The organism is Pseudomonas sp. WOUb67, from assembly GCF_050058005.1.
GTDB lineage: Bacteria > Pseudomonadota > Gammaproteobacteria > Pseudomonadales > Pseudomonadaceae > Aquipseudomonas > Aquipseudomonas putida_R.
This window is the reverse complement of the sequence record NZ_CP170112.1, coordinates 3,050,431-3,073,207: the sequence shown is the minus strand read 5'-3', so window position 1 is coordinate 3,073,207 and position 22,777 is coordinate 3,050,431. Positions and strand designations below refer to the sequence as shown.

The window sequence follows — 22,777 nt, the reverse complement described above, 5'->3', positions numbered from 1 at the left end:
CATGCAACTCAACGGACGCACTTTCCTGGGCTACCGCCGCGACAATGGCCGTGTGGGCATTCGCAACCATGTGATCATCCTGCCGGTGGACGACATCTCCAATGCGGCCGCCGAAGCGGTGGCCAACAACATCAAGGGCACCCTCGGGCTGCCACACCCTTATGGCCGGCTGCAGTTCGGCGAGGACCTGGACCTGCACTTCCGCACCCTGATCGGTACCGGCTGCAACCCCAACGTGGCAGCGGTGGTGGTGATCGGCATCGAGCCCGGCTGGACCCGCCGCGTGGTCGAAGGCATCCGTGCCAGTGGCAAGCCGGCAGAAGGCTTCTGGATCGAACAGAACGGCGACCACAACACCATCTGCGCCGCCTCGCGCAAGGCTCGCGAATTCGTGCAGTACGCTACCGAGCTGCGCCGCGAGGAGTGCGACATCAGTGAACTGTGGGTCTCGACCAAGTGCGGCGAGTCCGACACCACCTCCGGCTGCGGCGCCAACCCCACCGTGGGCAATGCGTTCGACAAGCTGTATGCACAGGGCTGCACCCTGGTGTTCGGCGAAACGTCAGAGCTGACCGGCGGCGAGCACCTGGTCGCCGAGCGTTGCAGCACCCCGGCAGTGCGGGAGCGGTTCCAGTTCATGTTCGACCGCTACAGCGCAATGATCGACCGCTGGAAAACCAGCGACCTGTCCGAGTCGCAGCCAACCAAGGGCAACATCGAAGGCGGCCTGACCACCATCGAGGAAAAGGCCCTGGGGAACATCCAGAAGATCGGCCGTAAATGCCGGGTTGACGGTGTCCTGGACAAGGCCGAGGCACCCACCGGGCCAGGCCTGTGGTTCATGGACTCGTCGTCGGCGGCAGCAGAAATGGTCACCCTGTGCGCCGCATCCGGGTATGTGGCGCACTTCTTCCCGACCGGCCAGGGCAACGTCATCGGCAACCCGATCTTGCCGGTGATCAAGATCTGCGCCAACCCGCGAACCTTCCGTACCATGGGTGAACACATCGATGTCGATGTTTCCGGCCTGCTGCGGCGCGAAATCAACATGGACGATGCCGGCGACCGCTTGCTCGACATGCTGATGCGCACCGCCAATGGCCGCTACACTGCCGCCGAAGCCCTCGGGCACCGCGAGTTCGTGCTGACCCGGTTGTTCGAAAGCGCCTGACCTGCCGCGCCGTTGCCTGCCTCATCAGGCAACGGCGCTTGTTTCTGCCTGCGTTCAAGAAGTACGTCTCACAACAACCATAAATGGAGACCTTCATGAAACCGCTCTGCCCTGATGCCCTGCCCCCTCCGGTGTTTCTCCCCAAGCCCACGCAGCCACGACGACCGTAGTGAGCGCCCGCGTGCCGCGCAAAAGACCCGAACTTGCTCCCCTGCCCTGATCAGCCAGCTTGGCACGGGGTATTCGCTCATGGAGAAACAACCGTGAAAATTCTCAAGAACCTGTATGTCCAGGTGGTGATCGGCCTGATCGCCGGCATTGCCCTGGGCTACTGCTGGCCTTCGCTCGGGGTCGAGATGAAGCCGCTGGGTGATACGTTCATCCGCCTGATCAAGATGCTCATCACCCTGGTGATCTTCTGCACCGTGGCCATTGGCATCGCGCGCATGGAAAGCCTGAAGGAGCTGGGCAAGGTCGGCTTCAAGACCTTCATGTACTTCGAGGTGGTGACCACCCTGGCGCTGTTGCTGGGCATGATCATCGCCAACCTGGTGCAGCCTGGCGCCGGCATGAACATCGACCCGGCCAGCCTGGACGGTGGCGCCATGTCGCAATACCTTGACCAGGTGCATGCGCAGGAGTCCTCCAGCCTGCTCACCCAGCTGATCCCCAACTCGGTGGTCGGCGCCTTCGCCAGCGGCAACCTGCTGCAGGTGCTGCTGTTCTCGGTACTGTTCGGCGTGGCGTTGTCCGGCATGTCCAGGCGCAGCCGGCTGGCTGCGCGGGTGATCGAGCAGTTTGGCGAAACCCTGTTGCGCATCGTCGGCATGATCATGTGGCTGGCACCCATCGGCGCGTTCGGCGCCATGGCCTTCACCATCGGCAAGTACGGCATCGGGGCGTTGCAGCAGATGGGCTTGCTGATCGTCTGCCTGTACGTCACCAGCCTGCTGTTCATCGGCATTGTCCTGGGCTCGATCAGCTTTGCCTGCGGGATCAACATCTGGTCGCTGATCAAGTACCTGCGCGAAGAGCTGCTGATCGTGCTGGGCACCTCCACCACCGAGTCGGTACTGCCGCGCTTGATGCAGAAACTGGAACGGCTGGGCTGCGACAAATCGGTGATCGGCCTGGTGCTGCCCACCGGCTACTCGTTCAACCTCGACGGCGCCGCCATCTACCTGACCATGGCCTCGTTGTTTTTGGCGCAAGCACTGAACATCGACTTGTCATGGGGCCAGCAGCTGAGCCTGCTGGTGATCCTGCTGGTGACTTCCAAGGGCGGCGCGGGGGTGGCTGGCGCAGCGCTGATCGTGCTGACCGCAACGCTGGCCAGCCACGACATCATCCCGGTGGCAGCCATTACGCTGATTCTGGGCATCGACCGCATCCTCAATGAGGTGCGAGCGCTGACCAACATGATGGGCAACGTGGTCGGCACCCTGGCGATTGCCCGCTGGGAAGGCAAGCTCGACCTGGCCAAGGCGCGCGCCGAACTGGCTGCCCCCAGCCGCTTGCCTGTGCTTGATCAGGCACCGCTGAATCTGTCGCAGAAAAAACCCTGAAGCCCGCTGCAAGGAGCCACCCCATGACTGTGCAAATCAGCGTTCGCCATGCACATGAACTTGCCATGCAGGCACTGCGCAGCGCCGGCATGCCGGAAAGCGCCGCGCAAAGTTGCGCACAGGCGCTGGTGCAAGCCGAGCGCGAAGGCCTGCCCTCCCATGGCCTGTCACGCTTGCCGTTTTATCTGGAGCAGATGGCCACCGGTAAGGTAGACGCCAGGGCCGAGCCCAAGGTGCTGGTCGAAGGGGCAGTCGTGCGCGTCGACGCCTGCCACGGCCTGGCGTTTGCGGCCATCGATGCCGGCCTGGGCCCGGCGATGGCCACGGCGCGCCGCCTGGGTATCGCGGCGTTGGCCATCGGCCGCTCGCACCACTTCGGCGTGGCCGGGCAACCGGTGGAACGGGCTGCACGCGAGGGCTTACTGGCACTGGCACTGAGCAATGCACCCGCCGCGATGGCCCCCTGGGGCGGGCGAACGCCGCTGTTCGGCACCAACCCCATTGCCTTCGCTTCGCCACGCCGGGGTGCAGACCCTGTTGTCATCGACCTGTCGCTGTCGAAGGTCGCCCGTGGCAAGGTGATGCTGGCCAGGCAAGCGGGCACGCCGATCCCGGCCGGCTGGGCCATCGACAGTGCAGGTAACGACACCACCGATCCACAGGCGGCGCTGGCCGGCAGCATGGTGCCCATGGGCGATGCCAAGGGTGCCGCACTGGCGATGATGGTGGAGCTGCTGACGGCGGGCCTGACCGGCAGCCATTTCGGTTTCCAGGCCAGTTCGTTCTTCGATGCAGAGGGGGGCGCGCCCGGAGTGGCGCACTTGTTGTTGCTGATTGACCCGCAGCGGTTTGGCGCGGGGTACCTGAACCATGTCGAAGCGTTGTTCGCCGCCATATTGACGCAGCCGGGCGTGCGCTTGCCAGGGCAGCGGCGGATAGGTGAAAGGCAGGTACGCAGTGATTTCATCGAGGTGCCGCAGGCGTTGCTGGAACGGCTGGAGAGCTGCGTTTGAGCTTGTGATTTTGGGGGCGCTTTGCGCCCCATCGCGACGCAAGGCCGCTCCCACATGGACCGCGCAGGCTTCAGGCTTATGCAGTTACCTGTGGGAGCGGCCTTGTGTCGCGATGGGCTGCAAAGCAGCCCCAGGATCTACCAGGCAACCAATGGCTTTCCCCCTTAACAGAGGCAGATTCATTGCTCAACAGGCAGCTTATGCGCCAGCGCCACACATCTGCGCGCCAGGATCATCGTCGGGTCCACAAGCGCAACCGGCCTGCCATTCAGGTCATAGGCATCGCAGTGGCTGAGCACCAACGGCAGCTCTGTACAGCCCAGTATCAACACTTCTGCCCCGACCTCTGCGAGATGCTCGGCAGCAATCAGCAACTGATCCCGGCACAGCCCGTCCGTGAAACCCGCCTTGATGCCGCGCTCTCCGTAAATGGCCTCCATGACGAGCTTCTGGTAATCCGGCGCCGGCACGATCACCTCAAGCCCAGCGCGGCTCGCAGACTGGTGATAGACCTGGCTTGCGACGGTCCCTGAGGTGGCCAGCAAGCCGATAACCTTGTCTGAACCATACGTGCGCTTTATCCAGTCGACCGTTTCGGTGAGCATGTTGACGATCGGCACGCGCAGGTGCTCCTGGATGCGCTCGACGAACGCATGGGCGGTATTGCACGGGATCGCAATGGCGTTGGCACCCGCGCTCTCCAGCCGTTTGCAGGTCGCGTACATGGCCATGGTCGGGTCCGCCTCATCATTCAGCAGATTGGCTGTGCGGTCCGGTATTTGCGGGTTCTGCTCCACCACCATCTTGATATGGTCCTGGTCACGACCTGCCGGTGTGCTGGCAACCACCTTGCCCATGAAATCAACCGTCGCTGCGGGGCCGACACCGCCCACGATACCCAGTTTGAAAGGCAGGTCACGTGGCTCACGTGAGCCTTGCGTGGCAAACGTGGCGTAGAGGTCGTTGATATCGAGCGCCGTGATACCACGGCGCTGCAGGTCGGCGCACACCAGGGACAACTCGGTCATGCCCGGCACGATCAGTGCCGCCCCTTGCGCCTGCACTGAAAGGCAAGCCTGGTAGACCGACTCCAGCGGTACCCCGTCCAGATGCCCGTCCTTGATGCCGTTGCCCCCATACATGGCCTGCATAAGGGCGGCCTGGGCCTGCGCATCGGGGTACACCACTGCGTACTCGGCGCCCAACGCCCGCTCGAAGAGCCCGGAATGGCGCACGTAATCCGAAGCAAGCACACCCAGCGTGCTGCCCGGCACGGCGATCTGGCGGATGTGCTGTACCAGGCTTTCCATCATGTCCAGCACAGGGATGCCCAGCTCGTCCTGAATCTCTGCACGAAACGTCTGGCTGGCAAAACACGGCAGCATGATTGCATCCACACCGCTCGCTTCGAACGACCTGCACACCTCGAAGGCATAGAACTTTCGCGATGTCATGCTCGCGTCAGCATCCAGCGGCAGCTGTACACCCTTGAACGGATGTTGTTCGAGCAGGAAATGAAAACGCCCCTGGTCCTCCAGCACTGCCCGCGACTTCACAAGCTTGTAGAACAGGTCGCCCCCCGCAAGCGCCCCAAGCCCCCCGACAATCCCGATCTTGTGCGAAAGGGGTTGCTGCGCAGCTGCCTTCTCCGACGTCATGAGCCTATTCCTCAGGCGATTGATACTGGGCGATCGAGGGTGGACGGTTGGGCTGCAGTCTCATCGGCCTCATCCGGCTCGGCCTGTGGCTCTGACTTGGCGACTACAGCCGTGGCGATGCTGTTGCCCACGACGTTGGTAGCGGTACGCGCCATGTCGAGGAACTGATCGATACCGATGATCAGCAGCAGGCCAGCCTCTGGCAGGTTGAACATCGGCAAGGTCGCCGCGACCACCACCACCGAGGCGCGCGCAACACCGGCCATGCCCTTGCTGGTGATCATCAGGGTCAAAAGGATCAACACCTGCTGGGTGAAGCTGAGGTCGATGTTGTAGGCCTGGGCGATGAACATGATGGCGAATGCCTGGTACATCATCGAGCCATCGAGGTTGAACGAGTAGCCCAATGGCAAGACGAAGCTGGAGACACGCTTCGGCGCGCCGAACTTTTCCAGCGCCTCCATGGTTTTCGGGTAGGCCGCCTCGCTGCTGGCGGTAGAGAACGCCAACAGGACCGGCTCGCGAATCAGTTTGCCAAGCGTGAAAACCGACTTGCCCAGGAACAGGTACCCTACACCGAACAACACAGCCCACAAAAGAAGGATGCCTAGGTAGAACTCGACAATGAGCTTGCCGTAATCGACCAACAAACCCAGGCCTTGGGTGGTGATTGCCGACGCAATAGCGGCGAATACCCCGATGGGTGCAAAAGCCATCACATAGTCGGTAATGCGGAACATTACTTTGGACAGTTCATCGATACAATCAACAACCTTTGTATACCCGGCACGGTTGACGCTAGCCAGTGCGAACCCGAAGAACAATGAGAACACCACGATCTGAAGTATTTCATTATTCGCCATCGCCTCTGCAATACTGCGCGGGAATACATGGCTGATAAATACTTTAAGGCTGAAGTCCCCCGTATTCACAGGCACAGCCACGGCATCCGCATGCTGTACGACCTGCATGTTCAAGCCAGCGCCTGGCTCGAACAGGTTGACCAGTGCCATCCCGATCGCCAACGAAATGGCCGAAGCACAGACAAACCAGGCCATGGCACGAAAGCCGATGCGGCCGACCGAGCGCGAATTGCCCATGCTTGCAATCCCGCCCACCAGCGTGGCGAACACCAGCGGCGCAATGATCATTTTAATCAGGCGCAGGAAGATGTCCGTCACCATGCTGAAGTAAGCAGCCATTTCCTTCGCGGCTTGCTCGCTGCCTGCGAAATGATGACAGGCCCAACCGACAACTACGCCCAAGGCGATACCCATGGCAATTCGGCGCGGAAGCTTATTATTGTTCACGACAGTTTCCTCAAGTGATGTTCTATTTCTTCTACTTGGCAGGATTGAAATAAAGACAGGCACACCCACTTACCGAGTGGGTGTGGGGCAAGTTTATCGCCACGCGAACAGCCAGTTGATGAGTAATAGGGCTGGCCCTATGCGTTTTCGGAATAGTTTTTAGCCCTTGCTATCAGCGCTTGTCCGAACACGCTTACACTGTGCGCCTGGTGAAGGAGATCAGCGATGCAGATCAAGTGGCTTGACGACCTGTTGGCGATCGCCGAGTGGAAGAATTTCTCGCGCGCCGCCGAAGTGCGCTGCGTTACGCAGTCCGCGCTCTCCAGGAGAATCCGCTCGCTCGAAGAATGGGTGGGTGTGGAGCTGGTTGATCGTGCCACCTACCCGGTACAGCTCACCCCCGCCGGCCAGCGCTTTTGCGATGAGTCGCGCCAGGCGCTGGCCGCACTGATGGCGCTACGTGCCGACCTTCGGGACGTCAAGCGGATGCCGGGGCGCTCGATCCAGATCACCGCAGCCCACAGCCTGTCGATGACCTTTCTGCCAAAATGGCTCAGCCAGTTCCAGCAGCACAATGAACGCTTCAATGCCCGGGTAGTGGCCGCCAACATCAATGACGCCGTCATCGCCCTTGAAGAAGGCAGCTGTGACCTGATGATTGTCTACCATCACCCGCTTACCCCCATCTCGCTGGACCCTGAGCGCTTCGCCAGCCTGGCACTGGGGCATGACGCGTTCATCCCCGTGTGCGCACCCAATGCGCATGGCAAGCCGCTGTTCACACTTGCTGCAAACAACAAACCCATTCCACACCTGGCTTACACGGCCACGACTTTCTTGGGGAAAGTCGCAGACGTGGTCATTCGCAACGCCCCTGAGATTGCACCGCTGGAGCGGTGCTATGAAGCAGATATGGCAATGCTGCTGGTGCGCATGGCCGTGGAAGGCTACGGGGTAGCCTGGCTGCCCTACAGCGCTGTGCAGGATGAACTGGAAAGAGGGTTGCTGGTACAAGCCGGCGGCGCCGAATGGAGCACGCGCCTGGAGATTCGCTCGTACTGCTCGCTGTTGAACCAGAACCCTACGATGCGAAGCCTGTGGAATACTTTGGACAACGCTGCTCACGCATCCGCCCAAGCTTGAACGCAGTTTTCGCCTGACAAGCTGTTGCGAATTTACTTACAGTGAAATACTGTATGTGCATACAGCAAAATAAGGAACTGCCTGTGTCCAGCACCGCCTCCGCCACTCCGAGCAGCTATGAACAGTTGGGTGTACGCATCCAGAAGATCATCAACAGCCCCACCGCCCAGCGCAGCCGTGCGGCGCTGATCTTTCGCCTGGAGCAGGAAAGCCCGGATGACTGGGAGACCTTGCTCGAGGAAATCGCCGAGAACGACAACGTCACCCTCGCCCACCGTGACGATGGCGGCGTGCAGGTTTTCTGGACCGTACCGAAGGAAGACTGACCGCGCATGAGAGTTTCGTTTTTCGCGGCAGCCTGCCTGTTACTGACCACACCACTTGTGCAAGCCGACGCCCCGCGCACCTTCCAGGAGGCCAAGAAGGTCGCGTGGAAGCTCTATGCGCCGCAATCGACCGAGTTTTATTGCGGCTGCAAATACAAGGGCAACAAGGTCGACCTGGCATCCTGCGGCTATGCCCCGCGCAAGAATGCCCAGCGCGCGGCGCGCATCGAGTGGGAACACATCGTACCGGCCTGGCAGATCGGCCATCAGCGCCAGTGCTGGCAGAGCGGCGGGCGCAAGCAGTGCTCGCAGCATGACGAGGTGTACAAGCGCGCCGAAGCCGACCTGCACAACCTGGTGCCGAGCATCGGCGAGGTCAATGGCGACCGCAGCAACTTCAGTTTCGGCTGGCTGCCAGAACAACGCGGCCAGTACGGCAGCTGCCTGACCCAGGTCGATTTCAAGGCCAAGAAGGTGATGCCGCGCCCATCGATCCGCGGCATGATCGCCCGCACCTACTTCTACATGAGCAAGCAGTACAACCTGCGCCTGTCCAGGCAGGACCGCCAGTTGTACGAGGCCTGGAACAAGACCTACCCGCCGCAGGCATGGGAGCGGCAACGCAACCAACAGGTGGCCTGTGTGATGGGACGAGGTAACGAGTTTGTTGGCCCGGTCAACCTCAAGGCGTGCGGTTGAGCCTCAGGTCAGCGCTTGCAAATAGGCGCTGGCTTCCTGGTAACGGGCCAGCCGCGCCAGGTCGGCGGGGCCAGGGCAGGGAATGCGTGAGAGGTCACTGTTGTCGGCCAGGTCGGCCAGCTTGACGGTGCGTGCCAATGGGTCATCGCCCAGGCGTGCCACGAAGTCCTGATAGGGCTCGCCCTCACGGCGGCTGAGCGCCAGCAAGGCGGCAAGGATTTTCAGCGCAAACCCCTCGCGCGCCAGGTCGGACAACGTCAGCGGGGTGTCCTCGATCACATCGTGAAGCACTGCGACAATCCGTTGCTCGGGTGTGGACACCCGCATCATCACGCGTAGCGGGTGGAGAATGTACGCCACCCCACCCTTGTCGTATTGCCCTTCATGCGCCCTGGCAGCCACGGCAATGGCCCGCTCCAGTGTAGACATGAGGCCCCTCCCCGTTCGGCATCTTCAACCCAAGCATAGCCAAACTTGTGTGAACAATGTCTAACACACGCCTGACAAAGCTGCACACACCCGTTGGCGCGGCCTTTGTGGATGCAACTGTTGCGGGAGCAACTGTCTTGTTCAAAATCCAAGAGTTTGCGCGATCACTGTGGGAGCGGGCGAGCCCGCGAACACGGGCGAAGCCCGTGCCATCCACCGCGCCGGGTTCTTCGCGGGCATGCCCGCTCCCACAAGTCCTGCAAAGGTTCCGGGCTCCCACCCGTGGCCTCGGGCTTAGCGAGTTGCGCCGTGCTGGATGACCACCGAATCGGTGCCCAGCTTGGCCATCACTTCGTCCTTGCGCGCTTGCGCTTCTTCACGGGTAGGGAACGGCCCCATCAGCACCACCGGCTTGCCGTTGCGGTATTCCACCGAAGACGGGATGCCCTTTTCGATCAGCCGTGCGGTCATGTCGCTCAGTGCGCCCATGTTGGCACCCTGGATCACTTCCACATCCCAGCCTTCTGGTGCCGGCTGGCCAGCCAGTGCATCGGCACGGCGCTGCAGGTCGGCGCCGCCGCACACTTCGCGGATGCGCAGGTTGTTGCCGTTGTCGTCGACGATGATGTCGTACTGGCCGTCGCGCTTGATGGCCACGTAGCTGCGGTAGGCTTCGTACTGCCCGGCATCGTCCTTGCCGCGGACCTGGCCGCAGATGGTGCCCTGGGTGTCGATCCGCACGTTGCCGAACTTGGCGGTCTTGGGGTTGTGCAGGTGTTCGGCCACCTGCTTGTGCACGCCTTCGACCTCGTTCTCACAGCCCGCCAGGGCGAGCACTGCCATTACCACAGCCAGTTTGCGCACGCGTGTACCTCCAGTTTCGAAGGCGCGGATTCTAGCACGCCGGCCCTGCGCAAGAACCGCGACCATACGTTACACCTTGCAACCAAGTCATCGGATGACATTCGCTGGCAGCGGCGCTGATCGCTATTCCTTATCCCCCTGATAAAAAACTTGAGGCAGCGCAAAGCGGGCATTTGTTGAAGAATCCGGGCAGTCATACGACGACGTATGTCGAATAATAATAAAGGTGAACCCATGTCCCGATCACACATACAGGTGGATGCTCCCGTCCGCATAATCGCACCGGGCGCTTTTGGCGCTCCCTGGGCAGCCCTGCCCCAGGAGGCGCCATGAAAACCCTGGTCGACGGCTATTTCCTCATCCTCAAGACACTGGTAGTGGCATGCCTGGTAGGCATCACCTGCCTGATTTTCACAAACGTGGTTCTGCGCTACGGCTTCAACTCGGGGTTGTTTTTCAGCGAAGAAATCTCCCGCCTGGCGTTTGTCTGGCTGGTGTTCGCCGGGGCGCAGTTGATGCTGCACGAAAACGGCCACATCGGCGTCGACATCGTCACGCGCCGCGTCTCGCCCGGTGTAGCCCGCGGCCTGCTGGCGCTGACCCAAGTGCTGATGCTCTACGTCACCTGGCTGTTCATGGACGGCAGCTGGAAGCAAACCCTGATCAACCTGCATGTCGGCGCGCCCTCCACGGGCATTTCAATGGCGCTGTTCCATGGCGCGGGGCTGGTCTTCTCCGTCTTCAGCGCACTGCTGATTTGCACACAGCTGGCCAGGAACCTCATGGGCACCCTGCCCATGCCCACCCAGGCCGAACCTTCGGTAAATGATGGAGCAGTCGAGTAATGGCCCTGTCTGTTTTCGTCGGCGTGCTGATGGCCGCCATCCTGATCGGCGCCCCCATCGCCTATGCCCTGATCCTTTGCGGTGTGGCGCTGATGTGGTTGCTGGGCCTGTTCGATGGCCAGATCATCGCGCAGAACATCATCAACTCTGCCGGTAGCTTCCCGCTGCTGGCCATCCCGCTGTTCATCATCGCAGGCGAGGTGATGAACAGCGGCGGCTTGTCCAAACGCATCATCAAGCTGGCTATCACGCTGGTCGGCCACCTGCGCGGGGGGTTGGGCTATGTCACCATCTTTGCCGGCGTCTTGCTATCGAGCCTGTCCGGATCGGCGCTGGCCGACGCCGCCTCCCTGACTGCCCTGCTGCTGCCGATGATGGTCATCGCCGGCTATAACCGTGACCGTTCCGGGGGGTTGATCGCTTCGGTATCAGTACTCGGCTCGATCATCCCGCCCAGCATTGGCTTCGTGGTACTTGGGGTGGCTTCGGGGCTTTCGATTACCAAGCTGTTCCTGGCCGGCATCGCCCCGGGGCTTATGATCGCCGCCGCCCTGGTAGTGGCCTGGTGGCTTGTATCGCGGCGCAACAGCGACGTCGAACTGAGCCCCAAGGCCAGTGGCAAGGAACGCCTCAAGGCTCTGGTCGACAGCTTCTGGGCGCTGATGCTGCCCGTGATCATCGTGGTCGGCCTGCGCTTCGGCGTGGTCACGCCCACCGAGGCCGGTGCGGTGGCCAGTGTCTATGCACTGCTGGTGTCGTCGCTGATCTACCGCGAGCTCAGCCTCAAGTCGCTCAACGAACTGCTGCTGCGCGCCGGCAAGACCACCGCAGCGGTCATGTTCCTGGTTGCTGCCGCCTCGATTCCCGCATGGATGATCACCATCGCTGATATCCCCGGGCAGATCATCGACCTGATCCAGCCGGTGATGGACAACCCGCGCCTGCTGATCGTGGTGCTAATGCTGCTGATCCTGGTGATCTCCATGGTCATGGACCTCACCCCCACCGTGCTGCTGCTTGCGCCGATCCTGGTACCAGTAGTGACCGCCGCGAATATCGACCCGATCTACTTCGGTGTGCTGTTCATGATCAATTGCTCGATCGGCCTGATCACTCCGCCCGTGGGCACGGTGCTGAATGTGGTCTGCGGCATTGGCCGCATGCGCTACGAGGCGCTGCTCAAAGGGACCTTCCCGTTCCTGATCGCCGAAATCATCGTGCTGTTCCTGCTGGTCATCTTCCCCGAACTGGTCACCGTCCCGGCCCAGTGGTTCGGGCATTGATTCCTCCAATAAAAAGAAAGGTACCCACCATGAAAAAACTCGCCGTCATCGCCGCCCTGTTGCTGTCCAGCAGCTTGAGCATGGCCGCCGACTACAACGCCCGCGTCATCAAGTTTGCCGCCACCAGCCCCAAGGGCACGCCGCCAGCGATCGGCATGGAACTGTTTGCCAAGAAGGTGCAGGAGCGCAGCGATGGCAAGATCAAGGTCCGCACCTTCCCCAACGGCGTGCTGGGTGGCGATGTGCAGGTGCTGTCGTCGCTGCAGGGCGGCGTGGTGGAAATGATGACCTGGAACGCCGGGCTGATGCTCAACCATGTGACCGACTTTGGCATCCTCGACTTCCCGTTCCTGTACACCGACACCGCCAAGGTCGATGCCATGCTCGATGGCGAGGTGGGCAAGATCCTCACCGACCAGTTGCCCGCGAAGGACCTGGTAGGCCTGGCGTTCTGGGAACTGGGCGAGCGCAACCTGACCAACAATGCGCGACCGGTGCAAAAGCTCGAGGACATCGCCGGGCTGAAAATTCGTGCCCAGCAATCGCCGCTGTTCCTCGACGTGTGGGCAGCACTGGGGGCCAACCCGACGCCGCTGCCCTTCACCGAAGTGCACACAGCCCTGGAGACCGGCACCGTGGACGGCCAGGAAAACCCGGCCGCGCTGATTCTTGCCTCGCGCTTCAACGAGGTGCAGAAATACCTGAGCCTGACCCGACACAACTACAACCCGCAGATAGTGCTTATCAGCAAGCCCTTCTGGGACACCCTCAACAAGGACGAGCAGCAACTGCTGAGCGAGGTCGCCCAGGAGGTACGCCTGGAGCAACGGCGCATTTCCCGCGAGGCGGACAGCAAGGCCATCGCCGAACTGCAAGGTGCGGGCATGCAGGTCAACGAACTGCCGGCCGAAGAGGTGGCGCGGATCCAGGCCAGGATCCGCCCCGTGGTCGACAAGTACGCCGCGCAGATCAACCCGGAACTGGTCAGCAAGGTCTACCAGGCCGTGGGCTACCAGCCGCAGTGACGCCAACCGCGCCGCGCACTGCGGCGCCTTTCGAATGCCATCAAGGAACAGCATGAAAATCTCCGTAGCCCAGATTCATCCGGTGGCCGGCAACCCGGCCCTTACCGTCGACAAAGTCGCCACACTGGCGCGCCAGACCGCGGCCGAAGGCTCGCGCCTGATCGCCTTTGCCGAATGCCTGATCACCGGCGGTGCCTTCGACAGCCGCGAAGACCTCGAGCGTGGCGCCATCACCCTCGACACCCTGGCGCCGCTGCTGGAAGCATCGGCACAAACCGGCATCCTGATCGTCGTCGGCTTTTACGAGCGGCACGCCACCTCGGTGTACAACACCGCCGCACTCATCGGCCCGCAGGGCATCATCGGCCTGCACCGCAAGCGCCACCTGCCGTTCATGATCGGCGACCGCTTTACCGACCGCCCCAGCGAGTGGGCACCGCCGGTGTTCGACACCGAGATTGGCCGCATCGGCCTGGCCATCTGCTATGAAATCCGCTTCCCCGAAGTGGTCCGCACCCTGGCCCTGGAAGGTGCCGACATCGTCGTGCTGCCGGCGGCATGGCCAGAGCAGGCCCGCATGCTGCCGGACATATTCAGCACCGTGCGCGCCGCCGAAAACATGGTGTATTTCGTGGCCCCCAACCGCAACGACATGGACGAAGGCATGCAGTTCATCGGCACCAGCCACATCATCGAGCCGTCCGGCAAAACCCTGGTACGCGCCGGGCTGGAAGATGGCGTGTACAGCGTCGAGATCGACTTGGCCAAGGCCCGCAACAAATCGCTGATCCGCGACCCGGGCGTGTTTGAAGTGCACCCGTTCCGCGACCGGCTGCCCGAAACCTATCGCATCTGACCAAGGGGACATCACGCATGAACCAGAGCACCACACACACGTTGCTGAAGGCGCGCATGGCCCGCGGCACAACCTTTGGCATGAATATCTACAGCACTGCCTGCATGGCCATCGAGGTGGCTGGCAACTGGGGGCTGGACTTTGTCTTCATCGACGCCGAGCACACTGCGCTGGGCGTGGACCGCGACATGGAAAAACTGCTGCTGGCGGCCAGCAGCGCCGCCATCCCCAGCCTGGTCCGGGTGCGTGGCACACTGGAATGGGACATCCGCAAAGCCCTGGAGATGGGCGCTGCCGGGGTAATCGTGCCGCAGGTGCACAATGCCACGCAGATGCGCCAGATCATCCACTACAGCAAATTTCCGCCCTTGGGCCGCCGCGGCGGCGACAGTTCGGTGCGCTCGGCCGGGTTCGCCGGGCCGGGCTTCGACTGGGCGCGCTATACCCAGGCAGAAAACGCCCGCAGCGTGATCGTGCCCATGGCCGAAAGCTACGAATTCTTCGACAACATCGATGAGATTCTCGATGTAGAAGGGATCGATGCGGTGCACTTCGGGCCGGCCGACTACTCATTGTCGCGCGGGTTGCCGGTCGACTACCGCCTGGGCAACCCAGAAGTGCTACAGCGCCTGCAATTGCTTATCGAGAAATGCCACGCCCGCGCGATCAAGGTGATGGTGCCGTGCTTTCCAGCCGACCGGGTCACCGCCGGGCGGCTGCTGGACATGGGCAGCGACATGCTGCTGATGGGCAGTGACCTGTCCTGGCTCAACCAGGCCGGGCAGCACATTGCGGCGGTAAAACAGGCGCTGACCTGAACCGCGGGTACGCCCCCTTTAGCCGCAATCAATCCACCAAAAAGTTCTGCTTGACCAGCGTTGCCCGGATAATCGACACCAGCTCGCCAAGTTGCATGTCCGGGCGTTCGGTCAGGTAGGAAAGGCAGAACTTCGCGGGCGGTATCGGCGGATCGCAAGGCAATGTCTTCAACATATCCACTGCCAACATGTCGCGAATCAACGGCACCGGCAAGATCCCGATGGCATGCCCCGCCGATACCATCTTCGCAATAAAAGCCAGTGAATTGCTGGAGTGAAAAGCCTGGCTCGCCGAGCCGCTTTCCTTCAACCAGCGATCCACCACTGAATACAGTGTCGACGGCGCACTGTGGGTGACAATCGAATACTGCCGGGCGTGCTGCGGCAGGAACGGCCCTTCGGCAATCACCAAATGCCGCGCCGCTACCCACTGAAAGGTCATCCAGCCAAGGAACACATCGGTCACATCCTCACGCGTGGCCGGATTGGTCAGCAAGGCGATGTCCAGTTCGTGATCGTTCAGTTTGCGGTTGAGCGCAGCCCCCACGTCGATGGTGATTTCCAGGGTAATTTCCGGGAAGTGCGCCTTTATTTCACTGATCACCGCCGTCAGCCCGACCATGGCCGAACACTCGTCTGCGCCCAGTCTCAGGCGCCGGTGTTGCTTCTGCTGGGCGGCAAACTGTTCCAGCTGCGTGCTGTTGTTCAGCACCAGCTCGGCATGGCGCAAGGCCGTGTGGCCATCGGCGGTCAGGCTCATGCGCTGCTTGCTGCGGTCGAACAGCTTGACGCTCAGCAACGATTCCATTTCCTTGATCCGCGCGGACACCGCCGGTTGCGTCAGATGAAGATGGCGAGAGGCTGCGTGCACACCACCCAGGCGGGCGGTCCAGTAAAATGCCTCGATCTGCATCAGCGTAATACGCATGATAAAAACTGCTCCGGGTACTGCTTACGGATTTTTATTATCGACCGTTCAGGGCGCTTGTTAGGATGACCGAAACCCTTCGAAAAAGCATCCGGTATAACAACAACTCCCTATGTATATCATCGAAGCACTGCCTACTCCGGTTACCGCTCATGAACTTGAAATATTGGTCGACGCCGAACCGGCAACCATCGGCCATTTCATTACCCATGGCATCCCCAGCCCCGAAATCAAGGCGCACTTGCAGAATGTGCGAGCAGTGGGCACGGCCATTACCGTGCGCATGCCCGGCAATGACGGCGGTATCCTGCACTACGCCATGGGCTGCGCCCGCCCCGGCGATTTCCTGGTGGTGGACCGCTGCGGCGAACGCATCACCGCCGCACTGGGAGGGGCCATGGCCTACGCCGCCAAACAGGCCGGAGTAGCGGGGATCATCGTCGACGGTTACGTCACCGACCTTGGCGAATTGCGCGAGCATGGCGTGCCGGTGTGGTCACGCGGTGCCAGCGCCATCACCACGCGGGTGATCGGGCAGGAGGGCGAGTTTTGCACTGACATCCAGTGCGGCGGGGTCATCGTGCGCCCGGGCGATGCCGTGGTGGCAGACGAAAACGGCATCGTGTTCCTGCGGCCGGGCCAGGTGATCGAACTGGCGCAACGCGCCATCGACTTCCAGCGCAACGAAAAGAACACCCTGGCCCGGTTGGCCAAGGGTGAGAAGTTTCCCGATATTGTCGGCTCGCGGTCAACCATCGAGGCGGCCACCCGCCCGCGTGATTAGCGCCAGCCCTCTTTCGAAGTAGCTCCCTGACAACAACAAGAGGACTACCGTGAAACCAAGCGCCGCGTTCATTGCATTGGCCTTTTCTGCGTTTCTGGGCAGCCCGCCCGCACACGCGCAGGGCTATCCTGAAATCCGTTTCAACGTGATCGGTGGCGGCAGCCACAACTACACGTTCCGCGCGGTCGAACAGCCGTTCTGGGCCCGCACCTTGCCCGCCGCCTCCGGCGGCAAGGTCAGCGCGCAGCTGCTGGGGCTTTCAGAGAGCGGCCTCAAGGGCCCCGAGATCATTCGCCTGATGAGGTTTGGTGCGGTGGACATCGGCATGGGTGTGTTCGCTTTCGTCGCGGGTGACGATGCTACGTTCGAAGGCATCGACCTGCCGGGCATGGCCGCCGATATCGACACCGCACGCACCCTTTCGAACGCCTACAAGCCGGTGCTGGCGCAGCGCATGGCCGAGCGCCATGGCATCAAGCTGCTGGCCACCGTGCCGTATACCGCCCAGGTGTTCTTCTGCCGCGCCCCCGTGCCAACGCTGGCCGACCTCAAAGGCCGGAAAGTCCGTACTCGCGGGCGCAACATGGCCGAGTTGGTCAAGGCCCTGGGCGCGGCGCCTGTGACCCTGCCCTTTGCCGAAGTGGTCACCGCCATGCAGACCGGGGTCATCGACTGCGCCATCACCGGCATCGGCTCTGGCAACGCGGCCAAATGGTACGACGTCGCCGGCTATCTCTACGACCTGCCGGTGGACTGGTCAATCGGCTTCTACGGCATTGGCCTCAAGCGCTGGCAGCAACTGCCGCCGCAGGTTCAGCAATTGCTGCAGACACAGTCGCAGGTGCTGGAGGATGCCTTGTGGCAGGAGACCGCCCGAGAAAACCGCTATGCCATGGCTTGCAATGTCGGCAGCCCCGACTGCCAGATCCACCAACCCGCGCACATGATTGCCTCGGCACCTGACCAGCAGGAAAAACAGGCGGTGCGTGAGGCTGCGTTGCGAATTGCCAACGATTGGGGCAAACGCTGCGGCGCCCCCTGTGTTGCGCACTGGAATGCAACCGTCGGCCGTGCCGTCGGCGTACGCCTCACCCCATGAGCCATTTTTCCCGGAGAGTTCACCCATGAATACGGCCCGTTCCGGTATGGCAGCCATCACCGCCATTGCAAAGGCCAGCACCTGGTTCGGTGGCTTTGCCCTGCTCGCCTGCGCCTTGCTGATTGGCATCGACCTGATCTTGCGCAAGACCCTGGGCGTATCCATCGGCGGGGCAGACGAAATCGCCGGCTACATGCTGGCAATCACCAGTGCCTGGGCATTCCCGGTCACCTTGCTCAAGCGCTCGCATATCCGTGTCGACATCCTGTATGCGCGCCTTGGCCTCAAGCCACGGGTGGCCCTGGACGTGTTCGCCCTGGCCTGCATGGCCTTGCTGGTGAGCACCCTGGCCTACCACGCCTGGAATGTGCTCTGGGACTCCATCGAGTACCGCTCGGTGTCCAACACGCCGTTGCAAGTGCCGCAATGGATACCGCAATCCATCTGGTTTGCCGGCTACGTTTTCTTCGCCCTGACCCTGCTCAGCCTGGCGGTGGCCTGCGCTGGCCATCTGTTGCACGGGCGCTGGGGGGCCGCCAGCGCGCTGATCGGCATCAACACGGTCGAGGAAGAAATCGCGGAAGAACTTCACCCAGTCACCACCATCGCCAAAGGGCACAAGCCATGCTGAGCATCACCCTCCTTTTGCTGCTGGCCTTGTTGGCACTGAGCGTGGCCGCTGCTGTCAGCGTCGGCTTGCTGGGGATGTCATTGTCAAAACTGTTCTCGACCCTGCCGTTGAGCAATGCCATGGGCGAAATCGCCTGGAACACCAGCGCCGAGTTCCTGCTGGTGGCTATCCCCCTGTACATCCTGATGGGTGAACTGCTGGTATGCTCGGGCGTGGCTGGGCGCATGTATCAGGCAGTGGAAAAGTGGCTGTCATGGCTGCCGGGCGGGTTGATGAACTCCAATATCGGTGCCAGCGCACTGTTTGCCACCACCAGCGGCTCCAGCGTTGCAACTGCCGCCACCATTTCCACCCTGGCCATCCCGGAGCAGGAGCGCAAAGGCTACAACGCCCCGTTGTTCCTGGGTTCGATCGCCGCAGGTGGCACGCTGGGCATCCTGATTCCACCGTCCATCAACATGATCCTGTTCGCCCTGATCGCCAACGTCTCGGTGCCCAAACTGTACCTGGCCGCGACCATTCCCAGCATCATCCTCAGCCTGCTGTTCGTCACGCTGATCGTGCTGGCCTGCCTGGTGCGCCCGCAACTGGGTGGGCGCAAAGAACACACGCGCTGGGCAGAACGCCTGGCCTGCATCCCCGACCTGCTGCCGCCCTTGGCGATCTTCATCCTGGTGATCGGCTCGATCTACAGCGGTTTTGCCACCGCCAGCGAGTCGGCGGCACTGGGAGTGCTCAGTGCCCTGGGCCTGGGGCTATGGCGCCGGGCCTTCACCTGGCAGAGCCTGGGCCAGGCGTTCGAAGCCACGCTGCGTACCACCGGCATGATCATCTTCATCACCCTGTCGGCGTTCTTTCTCAATTTCGTCCTGGCGTCCATCGGGCTGACCACCCTCTTGTTCAACTTCATCCGCGAGTTGAACCTGTCGCCCATGGCCACACTGCTGGCGATCATCCTGTTCTACATCGTGCTGGGCTGCTTCATGGACACCCTGGCGATGCTGATCACCACTGCGCCATTGATCGTACCGATCGTCGTCACCCTGGGCTTCGACCCGCTATGGTTCGGGGTGGTGCTGATCGTGCTGTGCGAAATGGGCCAGATTACCCCACCGTTCGGCATGAACCTGTTCGTGGTGCAAAGTATCCGTGGCCGCGGCAATTTCATGGACGTAGTGTACGGAGCGCTACCGTTCTGCCTGGCGTTGCTGGCGTTGATAGGCTTGCTGATCGCCTTTCCACAGCTGGCACTGTGGCTGCCCTCGGCTTTCTAGCGGACAAATAAAAAGGGCGATCATTTCTGATCGCCCTTTTTAGATTTGGTAGGCACAATTGGACTCGAACCAACGACCCCCACCATGTCAAGGTGGTGCTCTAACCAACTGAGCTATGTGCCTGTCGTGTGGTGCGCATATTAGTGATCCGATGCGTACCTGTAAAGCTTTTTTTTGAGAAAAATCAAAAACTTTCGAATGTGAGCGCTGCCTGCCCATACCGCGGTTTCGATGCCCGCGAAATGGACAATGAAAAAAAGGATGACCCTTTCGGATCACCCCTTTTTCGATTTGGTAGGCACAATTGGACTCGAACCAACGACCCCCACCATGTCAAGGTGGTGCTCTAACCAACTGAGCTATGTGCCTGTCGTGTGGTGCGCATTCTACGCATTCCAGAAACCCTGTCAACACTTTTTTTCGAGCTAACCTACTGAATCTTAAACTCTTTATATAGAGAGGCGCTGGCAGGTCCGCCGTAAAGGATTTTCATCAGACGACTAGCGGGTGTTTATTATTATTGATAGCATCGGTACATTCGTTAAAAATATAAAACACGAGGTTCCTGCAGCATGGCTAACACCCCCTACCCCCAGTCCTACTACGCCGCCTCGGCCAACCCGGTGCCGCCACGTCCGGCGCTGCAGGGTGAGGTGGAAACCGATGTGTGCATCATCGGTGCCGGCTACACCGGCCTTTCCAGCGCCCTGTTCCTGCTGGAGAACGGCTTCAAGGTGAGCATCGTCGAAGCGGCCAAGGTCGGCTTCGGCGCATCGGGCCGCAACGGCGGCCAGATCGTCAACAGCTACAGCCGCGACATCGACGTCATCGAACGCACCGTCGGCCCCAAGGAAGCACAACTGCTGGGCCACATGGCCTTCGAAGGCGGGCGCATCATTCGTGAGCGCGTGGCCAAGTACAACATCCAGTGCGACCTGAAAGACGGTGGCGTGTTCGCCGCCATCACCAGCAAGCAGATGGGCCACCTGGAGTCGCAAAAGCGCCTGTGGGAACGCTTCGGCCACAACCAGCTCGAGCTGATGGACCAGAAGCGCATCCGTGAAGTGGTCGCGTGCGACAGCTATATCGGCGGCATGCTGGACATGAGCGGCGGCCACATCCACCCACTGAACCTGGCCCTGGGTGAAGCTGCTGCGGTCGAGTCGCTGGGCGGCATCATCTATGAGCAAACCCCGGCAATCCGCATCGAGCGCGGTGCCAACCCGGTCGTGCACACCCCACAAGGCAAGGTGCGCGCCAAGTTCATCATCGTCGCCGGCAACGCCTACCTGGGCAACCTGGTGCCGGAACTGGCCGCCAAATCCATGCCATGCGGTACCCAGGTGATCACCACCGAACCACTGGGCGAGGAACTGGCGCGCACCCTGCTGCCGCAGGATTACTGCGTCGAGGACTGCAACTACCTGCTCGACTACTACCGCCTGACCAGCGACAAGCGCCTGATCTTCGGCGGTGGCGTGGTGTACGGCGCGCGTGACCCGGCCAACATCGAGGCGATCATTCGTCCGAAGATGATCAAGGCCTTCCCGCAGCTGAAGAACGTGAAGATCGACTACGCCTGGACCGGCAACTTCCTGCTGACCCTGTCGCGCCTGCCGCAGGTCGGCCGTATCGGCGACAACATCTACTACTCGCAGGGTTGCTCGGGCCACGGCGTGACCTACACCCACCTGGCGGGCAAAGTGCTGGCCGAGGCCCTGCGCGGCCAGGCTGAGCGTTTCGACGCCTTCGCCGGCCTGCCGCACTACCCGTTCCCGGGTGGCCAGATGCTGCGCGTGCCGTTCAGCGCCATTGGCGCCTGGTACTACAGCCTGCGCGATCGTCTGGGCTTCTGATGTAAGCAGGCCTGGCCTCTTCGCGGGTAAACCCGCTCCTACAGGTACCTCGCGGTACATTGTGGGAGCGGGTTTACCCGCGAAAGGGCCGGCACAGGCAACGCTATTTGTTCAGGCTATTCACAGCCTGCTTCGCAGCGATCTCCTGCCCCGCCCTGGCCAGTTCATCCGCAGCCTTCAACCAGCGCTGACGATCCACCTGGGCCGGCAACTGCCGCGGTGGCTGCACCAGCACGGCCCAACTCCCCTGCTTCGCCCACGCCGACGCAAAGTCATCGAACGCCATCACCTGCCGCCGGTGCATGCCCGAGCGCAGCAGTACACGCTGCTTGTAGCGGTCATAGCCAATCAGCACTGCATAGCGTGGTTCACTCCACCAGGCCGAACCCTCCTCGTAACGCAACAGCACCGGGTTGCCCGCCGCCACCTGGGCCAGCAGTGCGTCCAGTTGTTTGTCCAACGGGTACACCACCATGCCATAGTCCCGCGCCACACGAGGGATGCCAGTGTCCAGGGCTTCGGCGCCCTGCGGCAGGTTCAACGGTTTGTCCAGCAGGCCCGGCGTGATGGGCGCTCCCTGTTGCGACAACACTGCTGCCAGCGCCATGGCACCGCTGTGGTTGGCGTTGCCACGGTAGAACGGCACGCTGCTGATCTCGACCCGCTGCGGCAGGCCCTTGAGGCTGGCGGGAGGTGCGCTGGCACAGCCCGCCAGGGTGACGGCCATCAGGCAGGCCGCCAGCAGCCGACGGGGGGCAGACTTGAAGGAATGTTGCTGCATGGACACTCGCTTGTTCCAACGCCAGGCAGGCAGCGCCCGGCTCTGACCACCGATCATAGGTCCGACAGCGGCGCGGGTATAGTCCGACAGCGGCTTGGAGCGAATCGGACCAAGAGATAGACCTTTGTTCGATGGAACGTCACAGGCGAAGGGCTAGACTAAAGCAGTGTCTGGAAGGCAAGGCTGGCCAATCGAGCGCTTGCCGTAGAGATGGAGGCACAGATGAGCCTGACCATGGCAATTCTCATGCTGGTAGGCATGTGGCTAAGCGTTGCAGCCGCCATGCTGTGGGGTGTACTGCGTATCGTGCGGCGCCATTCCCACCACCACCTGCCACCGCAGGCCCCTGCCAAGCCACAACCTGTGCGCCGGGCACGGCGACCAGCCGGAGTGCATTAAGACTTCAGAAAACGCGAACG

General features: G+C 61.7%; 23 protein-coding genes and 2 tRNA genes. 17 read left to right on the top strand and 8 right to left on the bottom strand.

Translation table 11 applies throughout. The annotated features are described in order from the left end of the window. Nucleotide 1: 1 nt before the first annotated feature. From ABOC32_RS13905 to ABOC32_RS13895, 3 genes are all read left to right on the top strand, one after another. Entirely contained in the window at nt 2-1,171 is a 1,170-nt protein-coding gene (locus ABOC32_RS13905; protein ID WP_426811425.1) for a UxaA family hydrolase, read from the top strand. 263 nt (nt 1,172-1,434) lie between these two features. After that, nucleotides 1,435-2,736: a C4-dicarboxylate transporter DctA gene (dctA, locus tag ABOC32_RS13900; protein WP_426811424.1), complete on the top strand. Its 1,302-nt coding sequence runs from the start codon at nt 1,435-1,437 to the stop codon at nt 2,734-2,736. A 23-nt stretch (nt 2,737-2,759) separates the two neighbouring features. Further along, nucleotides 2,760-3,749 (top strand): Ldh family oxidoreductase, encoded by a 990-nt coding sequence (locus tag ABOC32_RS13895; RefSeq protein WP_426811423.1) that lies wholly within the window; start codon nt 2,760-2,762, stop codon nt 3,747-3,749. A 179-nt stretch (nt 3,750-3,928) separates the two neighbouring features. On the opposite strand, the gene ABOC32_RS13890 is transcribed toward ABOC32_RS13895, so the two are convergent. Further along, nucleotides 3,929-5,407, bottom strand: coding sequence for an amino acid racemase (locus ABOC32_RS13890; RefSeq protein WP_426811422.1), 1,479 nt, complete (start codon nt 5,405-5,407; stop codon nt 3,929-3,931). Between the two features lie 11 nt (nt 5,408-5,418). Beyond that, a complete protein-coding gene (locus tag ABOC32_RS13885) occupies nt 5,419-6,717 on the bottom strand; it encodes a dicarboxylate/amino acid:cation symporter (protein WP_426811421.1) in 1,299 nt (432 codons plus the stop codon). Nucleotides 6,718-6,942: 225 nt separating this feature from the next. Between ABOC32_RS13885 and ABOC32_RS13880 the strand changes: the two genes are divergently transcribed. The 3 genes from ABOC32_RS13880 to ABOC32_RS13870 all read left to right on the top strand — a co-directional run bounded on the left by ABOC32_RS13880 (nt 6,943) and on the right by ABOC32_RS13870 (nt 8,885). Then, on the top strand, nt 6,943-7,860 hold the full coding sequence (locus tag ABOC32_RS13880; RefSeq protein ID WP_426811420.1) for a LysR substrate-binding domain-containing protein: 918 nt from the start codon (nt 6,943-6,945) through the stop codon (nt 7,858-7,860). Nucleotides 7,861-7,943: 83 nt separating this feature from the next. After that, the gene (locus ABOC32_RS13875; protein ID WP_016498977.1) at nt 7,944-8,186 is read left to right on the top strand and encodes a DUF1654 domain-containing protein; all 243 of its coding nucleotides are present in this window, start codon (nt 7,944-7,946) and stop codon (nt 8,184-8,186) included. A gap of 6 nt (nt 8,187-8,192) precedes the next feature. After that, nucleotides 8,193-8,885 carry an endonuclease gene (locus ABOC32_RS13870; protein ID WP_426811419.1) on the top strand — a complete coding sequence of 231 codons (693 nt, stop codon included), beginning with the start codon at nt 8,193-8,195 and terminating at the stop codon, nt 8,883-8,885. 3 nt (nt 8,886-8,888) lie between these two features. Here the strand turns inward: ABOC32_RS13870 and ABOC32_RS13865 are convergent, their stop codons facing one another. Together ABOC32_RS13865 and ABOC32_RS13860 are read right to left on the bottom strand one after the other, a co-directional pair. Beyond that, entirely contained in the window at nt 8,889-9,314 is a 426-nt protein-coding gene (locus tag ABOC32_RS13865; protein ID WP_426811418.1) for a GTP pyrophosphokinase, read from the bottom strand. A gap of 294 nt (nt 9,315-9,608) precedes the next feature. Continuing rightward, a complete protein-coding gene (locus ABOC32_RS13860; RefSeq protein ID WP_043199611.1) occupies nt 9,609-10,178 on the bottom strand; it encodes an SPOR domain-containing protein in 570 nt (189 codons plus the stop codon). Between the two features lie 329 nt (nt 10,179-10,507). On the opposite strand from ABOC32_RS13860, the gene ABOC32_RS13855 reads away from it, so the two are divergent. The 5 genes from ABOC32_RS13855 to ABOC32_RS13835 are packed head-to-tail and all read left to right on the top strand — an operon-like array spanning nt 10,508 to nt 15,005. Beyond that, complete coding sequence (locus ABOC32_RS13855; protein WP_426811417.1) at nt 10,508-11,023, top strand: TRAP transporter small permease; 516 nt, start codon at nt 10,508-10,510, stop codon at nt 11,021-11,023. Continuing rightward, nucleotides 11,023-12,306, top strand: a complete 1,284-nt coding sequence (locus tag ABOC32_RS13850; protein ID WP_426811416.1) for a TRAP transporter large permease subunit — start codon at nt 11,023-11,025, stop codon at nt 12,304-12,306. Before ABOC32_RS13855 ends, ABOC32_RS13850 begins: the two co-directional genes overlap by 1 nt. 29 nt (nt 12,307-12,335) lie before the next feature. Then, nucleotides 12,336-13,331, top strand: coding sequence for a TRAP transporter substrate-binding protein (locus ABOC32_RS13845; RefSeq protein ID WP_426811415.1), 996 nt, complete (start codon nt 12,336-12,338; stop codon nt 13,329-13,331). Between the two features lie 52 nt (nt 13,332-13,383). Beyond that, a complete protein-coding gene (locus tag ABOC32_RS13840) occupies nt 13,384-14,187 on the top strand; it encodes a carbon-nitrogen hydrolase family protein (RefSeq protein ID WP_426811414.1) in 804 nt (267 codons plus the stop codon). 17 nt (nt 14,188-14,204) lie between these two features. Continuing rightward, on the top strand, nt 14,205-15,005 hold the full coding sequence (locus ABOC32_RS13835; RefSeq protein WP_426811413.1) for an HpcH/HpaI aldolase family protein: 801 nt from the start codon (nt 14,205-14,207) through the stop codon (nt 15,003-15,005). Nucleotides 15,006-15,033: 28 nt separating this feature from the next. On the opposite strand, the gene ABOC32_RS13830 is transcribed toward ABOC32_RS13835, so the two are convergent. Continuing rightward, nucleotides 15,034-15,933 carry a LysR family transcriptional regulator gene (locus ABOC32_RS13830; protein ID WP_426811412.1) on the bottom strand — a complete coding sequence of 300 codons (900 nt, stop codon included), beginning with the start codon at nt 15,931-15,933 and terminating at the stop codon, nt 15,034-15,036. Between the two features lie 112 nt (nt 15,934-16,045). On the opposite strand from ABOC32_RS13830, the gene ABOC32_RS13825 reads away from it, so the two are divergent. Genes ABOC32_RS13825 through ABOC32_RS13810 form a run of 4 tightly spaced genes read left to right on the top strand, consistent with a single transcriptional unit; the run spans nt 16,046 to nt 19,721 of the window. Continuing rightward, the gene (locus ABOC32_RS13825; RefSeq protein WP_426811411.1) at nt 16,046-16,717 is read left to right on the top strand and encodes an RraA family protein; all 672 of its coding nucleotides are present in this window, start codon (nt 16,046-16,048) and stop codon (nt 16,715-16,717) included. A 49-nt stretch (nt 16,718-16,766) separates the two neighbouring features. Beyond that, nucleotides 16,767-17,816, top strand: coding sequence for a TRAP transporter substrate-binding protein (locus tag ABOC32_RS13820; protein WP_426811410.1), 1,050 nt, complete (start codon nt 16,767-16,769; stop codon nt 17,814-17,816). A 25-nt stretch (nt 17,817-17,841) separates the two neighbouring features. Next, nucleotides 17,842-18,447 carry a TRAP transporter small permease subunit gene (locus ABOC32_RS13815; RefSeq protein ID WP_426811409.1) on the top strand — a complete coding sequence of 202 codons (606 nt, stop codon included), beginning with the start codon at nt 17,842-17,844 and terminating at the stop codon, nt 18,445-18,447. After that, nucleotides 18,441-19,721, top strand: coding sequence for a TRAP transporter large permease (locus tag ABOC32_RS13810; protein WP_426811408.1), 1,281 nt, complete (start codon nt 18,441-18,443; stop codon nt 19,719-19,721). Before ABOC32_RS13815 ends, ABOC32_RS13810 begins: the two co-directional genes overlap by 7 nt. 46 nt (nt 19,722-19,767) lie before the next feature. Here ABOC32_RS13810 and ABOC32_RS13805 read toward each other — a convergent pair. Together ABOC32_RS13805 and ABOC32_RS13800 are read right to left on the bottom strand one after the other, a co-directional pair. Then, a tRNA-Val gene (locus tag ABOC32_RS13805) sits at nt 19,768-19,844 on the bottom strand. A gap of 169 nt (nt 19,845-20,013) precedes the next feature. Then, nucleotides 20,014-20,090 (bottom strand) — tRNA-Val (locus tag ABOC32_RS13800). Between the two features lie 203 nt (nt 20,091-20,293). On the opposite strand from ABOC32_RS13800, the gene ABOC32_RS13795 reads away from it, so the two are divergent. Then, nucleotides 20,294-21,577 (top strand): NAD(P)/FAD-dependent oxidoreductase, encoded by a 1,284-nt coding sequence (locus tag ABOC32_RS13795; protein ID WP_063425598.1) that lies wholly within the window; start codon nt 20,294-20,296, stop codon nt 21,575-21,577. A 103-nt stretch (nt 21,578-21,680) separates the two neighbouring features. Here the strand turns inward: ABOC32_RS13795 and ABOC32_RS13790 are convergent, their stop codons facing one another. Beyond that, nucleotides 21,681-22,415 (bottom strand): peptidase C39 family protein, encoded by a 735-nt coding sequence (locus ABOC32_RS13790; protein WP_426811407.1) that lies wholly within the window; start codon nt 22,413-22,415, stop codon nt 21,681-21,683. 165 nt (nt 22,416-22,580) lie between these two features. Between ABOC32_RS13790 and ABOC32_RS13785 the strand changes: the two genes are divergently transcribed. Next, nucleotides 22,581-22,757: a hypothetical protein gene (locus tag ABOC32_RS13785; protein WP_176393894.1), complete on the top strand. Its 177-nt coding sequence runs from the start codon at nt 22,581-22,583 to the stop codon at nt 22,755-22,757. Nucleotides 22,758-22,777 lie beyond the last annotated feature (20 nt).